The organism is Streptomyces sp. (assembly GCF_031181555.1).
GTDB classification, from domain to species: domain Bacteria; phylum Actinomycetota; class Actinomycetes; order Streptomycetales; family Streptomycetaceae; genus Streptomyces; species Streptomyces fimbriatus.
Window position 1 is genome coordinate 1 of sequence record NZ_JAPSKQ010000286.1, and the last position, 4,420, is coordinate 4,420.

The 4,420-nt window shown below is 74.4% G+C and carries 3 protein-coding genes and 1 pseudogene; 1 reads left to right on the forward strand and 3 read right to left on the reverse strand.

What is annotated here, in order from left to right; genetic code table 11:
* Positions 1-428 (forward strand): annotated as a pseudogene (locus RIM90_RS30725) (hypothetical protein); the annotation flags it as partial.
* 32 nt (positions 429-460) lie between these two features.
* On the opposite strand, the gene RIM90_RS30730 reads toward RIM90_RS30725, so the two are convergent.
* From RIM90_RS30730 to cobT, 3 genes are all read right to left on the reverse strand, one after another.
* Complete coding sequence (locus RIM90_RS30730; RefSeq protein ID WP_309064018.1) at positions 461-1,279, reverse strand: RNA methyltransferase; 819 nt, start codon at positions 1,277-1,279, stop codon at positions 461-463.
* A 63-nt stretch (positions 1,280-1,342) separates the two neighbouring features.
* Positions 1,343-2,575: a uroporphyrinogen-III C-methyltransferase gene (cobA, locus tag RIM90_RS30735; RefSeq protein WP_309064019.1), complete on the reverse strand. Its 1,233-nt coding sequence runs from the start codon at positions 2,573-2,575 to the stop codon at positions 1,343-1,345.
* A gap of 184 nt (positions 2,576-2,759) precedes the next feature.
* Positions 2,760-4,420, reverse strand: a 1,661-nt coding sequence (cobT, locus tag RIM90_RS30740) for a nicotinate-nucleotide--dimethylbenzimidazole phosphoribosyltransferase (protein ID WP_309064020.1), incomplete at its 5' end; no start/stop codon positions are given.

Consider the following 4,420-nt stretch of genomic DNA (forward strand, 5'->3'; position numbering starts at 1 on the left):
GCGGGTCCGCACCCCGGCGCGGCACCCGGGGCGTGCCGCCGGCGCGGGGCGGCAGTTCGTCCCGCGCCGGCGCCTCGCGCGGTGGTACGCCGTCCCGGCCCGGTTCCCGGCCCACCCCCGCGCCCCGGAACCCCGGCCGGTCCGGCACCGGCCCTCGCCGCCAGGGGCCCCGGACGACGGGCACCGGTCTGCGCCCGGCCAATCCGCGGCTGCTCCGGCAGCGGTTGTTCGTGTTCGTCGTCGTGACGCTGGTGGTCGCGCTCGGCATCGCCCTGGTGCAGGGCTGCCAGGGGCCGTCACGGGGACTCGGCGGCGACGGGAACGGCGTGCGGGAGCAGCGGGAACAGGTGCGCGACGCCTACGAACCGCTGGACCAGGACGACCTCATGTACGAGCGGTACGTCTCGACGCTGGAGCGGGACGGCTGAGGCTCCGGCTCCCGGGGCCTGCCGGGCGGGTCCTACGCCCGGGGGCGCCCCGTGGCCACCGCGTAGAAGGCGACCGCCGCCGCGGCGCCCACGTTGAGGGAGTCGACGCCGTGGGACATCGGGATGCGGACCCACTCGTCGGCCGCCGTCAGGGCCTGCCCGGACAGTCCGTCGCCTTCCGCGCCCAGCATCAGGGCGACGCGGTCCATCCGGTGGGGCGCCGCCTCGTCGAGTGAGCGGGCCTTCTCGTCGGGGGTGAGGGCGAGGAGGGTGAAACCCGCCTCGCGGACCGGGTCCAGGCCCTTGGGCCAGGTGTCCAGCCGGGCGTACGGCACGGAGAAGACCGCGCCCATGGAGACCTTGACGCTGCGGCGGTAGAGGGGGTCGGCGCAGTCCGGGGAGAGCAGGACCGCGTCCATGCCGAGGGCGGCGGCCGAACGGAAGATGGCGCCGATGTTGGTGTGGTCGTTGACCGACTCCATGATCACCACACGCCGGGTGGTCCGGAGCAGGTCGGCCGCCGTGGGCAGCGGCTTGCGCTGCATCGAGGCGAGCGCGCCGCGGTGCACGTGGTAGCCGGTGACCTGCTCGGCGAGCCCGGGGTCGACCACGTAGACCGGGGCCGGGAGGTCGTCGATCACGTCGCGCATGACGTCGACCCACTTGGCCGTGAGCAGCATGGAGCGCATCCCGTAGCCCGCGTCCTTGGCCCGTCTGATGACCTTCTCGCCCTCGGCGATGAACAGTCCCTCGGCGGGTTCGCGCTTGCGGCGCAGCTCGACGTCGGTCAGGTCCGTGTAGTCGTGCAGGCGCGGGTCGTCGGGGTCCGAGACGGTGATGAGGTCGGCCACGGGGTGATACTGCCTTGTCCTGGGTGCGGTGCCAACGGCTGGGATCGGTCGTGCGGCCCGGGGTTACCGCGAGGCCGGGAGGCCGACGCCGACGACCTCGCCGATGACGATGACGGCGGGCGGCCGGACCTCCTGCGCGACGACCGTTTCGGCGACCGTGGCGAGGGTGGCGTCGACCCGGCGCTGGGCGGCCGTGGTGCCCTCCTGGATCAGGGCGACGGGGGTGTCCGGGGACTTGCCGTTGGCCACCAGGGTCTCGGCGATCCGGCCGATCTTGTCGACGCCCATGAGGACGACCAGCGTGCCGGTCAGCTTCGCCAGTGACGGCCAGTCGACCAGGGAGCGCTCGTCGTCGGGCGCGACATGGCCGCTGACCACGGTGAACTCGTGGGCCACCCCGCGGTGGGTGACGGGGATGCCGGCCGCGCCCGGGACCGAGACGGAGCTGGAGATGCCGGGGACGACGGTGCAGGGGACGCCCGCCTCGGTGAGCGCCTGGAGCTCCTCCATGCCGCGGCCGAAGACGTACGGGTCGCCGCCCTTGAGGCGGACCACCGACTTGCCCTGCTTGGCGTGTTCGATCAGCGCGTTGTTGATGGCCTCCTGGGCCATGAAACGGCCGTAGGGGATCTTCGCCGCGTCGATCACCTCGACGTGCGGCGGCAGCTCGGCGAGCAGGTCGCGCGGGCCGAGCCGGTCGGCGATGACGACGTCGGCCTCGGCGAGCAGGCGGCGGCCGCGCACGGTGATCAGGTCGGGGTCGCCGGGGCCGCCGCCGACCAGGGCGACGCCCGGGGTGCGGGTGCGGTGGTGCGGGGCGACGAGGGTGCCGTCGCGCAGGCCCTCGACCACGGCATCGCGGATGGCGGCGGTGTGGCGGGGGTCGCGGCCCTTGGCGTCGGTGGTGAGGACGGCCACCGTGACGCCCTCGCTGTGTCCGGTCGCCGGGGTCCACGCGGTGGCCCGGTCGGCGTCGTCGGAGCGGACGCACCAGACGCGGTGCCGCTCGGCCTCGGCGGACGCCCGCTCGTTGGCCTCGGGGTCGCTGGTGGCGATCAGGGCGTACCAGGCGTCCGCGAGGTCGCCGTCGGCGTACCCGCGCCGCTCCCAGGTGATCTCGCCCGCGTCGGCCATCGCCTCCACGGAGGGGGTCGCCTCGGGGGACACGAGGAGGATGTCCGCGCCGGCCGCGATGAGGGCCGGGAGGCGGCGCTGGGCGACCTGGCCGCCGCCGAGCACGACCACTCGGCGGCCGGTGAGACGGAGGCCCACGGGGTAGGCGGGGTGTTCGGCCATGAGGGTACGGCTCCTCGTACGAGCGGCGTGCGGGGGGCGCTACGGCACTGGAGCGGCCCTGACGTGCGGATTCTAAAGGTGGGGTTCAGCGTACGGCGGGGTGGGCCCGGCGGCGGCGGTGCTCGCCCCGCCCGCGCCCGCCCCGGCCGGCGTTCTTCTCGGCTGCTTCTCGGTTGCTTCCCGGCTACTTCTCGGTGACTCCCGCCGAGTCGAACGTCGCCACCTCGTGCATCGCCCGCGCCGTGCTCTGCACCAGCGGCAGCGCGAGCAGCGCGCCGGTGCCCTCGCCGAGGCGCAGGTCGAGGTCGACCAGCGGGCGCAGGCCCAGCTTGTTGAGGGCGGCCACATGGCCGGGCTCGGCGCTGCGGTGTCCCGCGATGCAGGCGGCCAGGACCTCGGGGGCGATGGCCCGGGCCACCAGGGCGGCGGCGCCGGCGCTGACGCCGTCCAGGATCACCGGCGTCCGCAGGGACGCGCCGCCGAGCAGCAGGCCGACCATGGCCGCGTGCTCGAAGCCGCCGACCGCGGCCAGCACGCCGATCGGGTCGGCCGGGTCCGGCTGGTGCAGTTCGAGGGCGCGGCGCACGACCTCGGTCTTGCGGGCGAGCGTCTCGTCGTTGATGCCCGTGCCGCGGCCGGTGACCTCCGCCGGGTCCGCGCCCGTGTAGACCGAGATGAGGGCGGCGGACGCGGTGGTGTTCGCGATGCCCATCTCACCCGTGAGCAGGGCCTTGTTGCCCGCCGCGACCAGGTCGCGGGCGGTCTCGATGCCCACTTCGATGGCCTTCTTGGCCTCCTCGCGGGTCATCGCGGGGCCGGTGGTCATGTCGGAGGTGCCGGCGCGGACCTTGCGCGGCAGCAGACCGGGGGTGGCCGGCAGGTCGGCGCAGACGCCGACGTCGACGACGCAGACCTCGGCGCCCACCTGGGTCGCGAAGGCGTTGCAGACCGCTCCCCCGCCGAGGAAGTTGGCCACCATCTGGGCGGTGACCTCCTGCGGCCAGGGGGTGACGCCCTGGGCGTGCACCCCGTGGTCGCCGGCGAAGATCGCGACGGCCGCGGGCTCCGGGATGGGCGGCGGGCACTGGCGGGACAGGCCGGACAGCTGGGCGGAGATGATCTCCAGCATGCCGAGCGCCCCGGCCGGCTTGGTCATGCGCTTCTGCCGCTCCCACGCCTCGCCGAGCGCCTTGGCGTCCAGCGGGCGGATCTGTGCGACGGTCTCGGCGAGCAGGTCGTGGGGTTCCTCTCCGGGCAGGGCGCGACGGCCGTACGTCTCCTCGTGCACGACCCAGGACAGCGGGCGGCGCTTGGACCAGCCGGCCTGCATCAGCTCGGGCTCGTCCGGGAACTCGTCGACGTAGCCCACGCACAGGTAGGCGACGACCTCCAGGTGCTCGGGCAGGCCGAGGGCGCGGACCATCTCGCGCTCGTCGAAGAAGCTGACCCAGCCGACGCCGAGGCCCTCGGCGCGGGCGGCGAGCCAGAGGTTCTCGACGGCGAGCGCGGAGGAGTACGGCGCCATCTGCGGCTGGGTGTGCCGGCCCAGGGTGTGCCGGCCGCCGCGGGTCGGGTCGGCGGTGACGACGATGTTCACCGGGGTGTCGAGGATGGCCTCGATCTTCAGTTCCTTGAACTGCTTCGCCCGGCCCTTGGGGAGCGACTTGGCGTAGGCGTCGCGCTGGCGCATGGCCAGTTCGTGCATGCTGCGCCGGGTCTCGGCGGAGCGGATGACGACGAAGTCCCAGGGCTGCGAGTGGCCGACGGAGGGCGCGGTGTGGGCGGCCTCCAGGACGCGGAGCAGCACCTCGTGCGGGATGGGGTCGCTGCGGAAGCCGTTGCGGA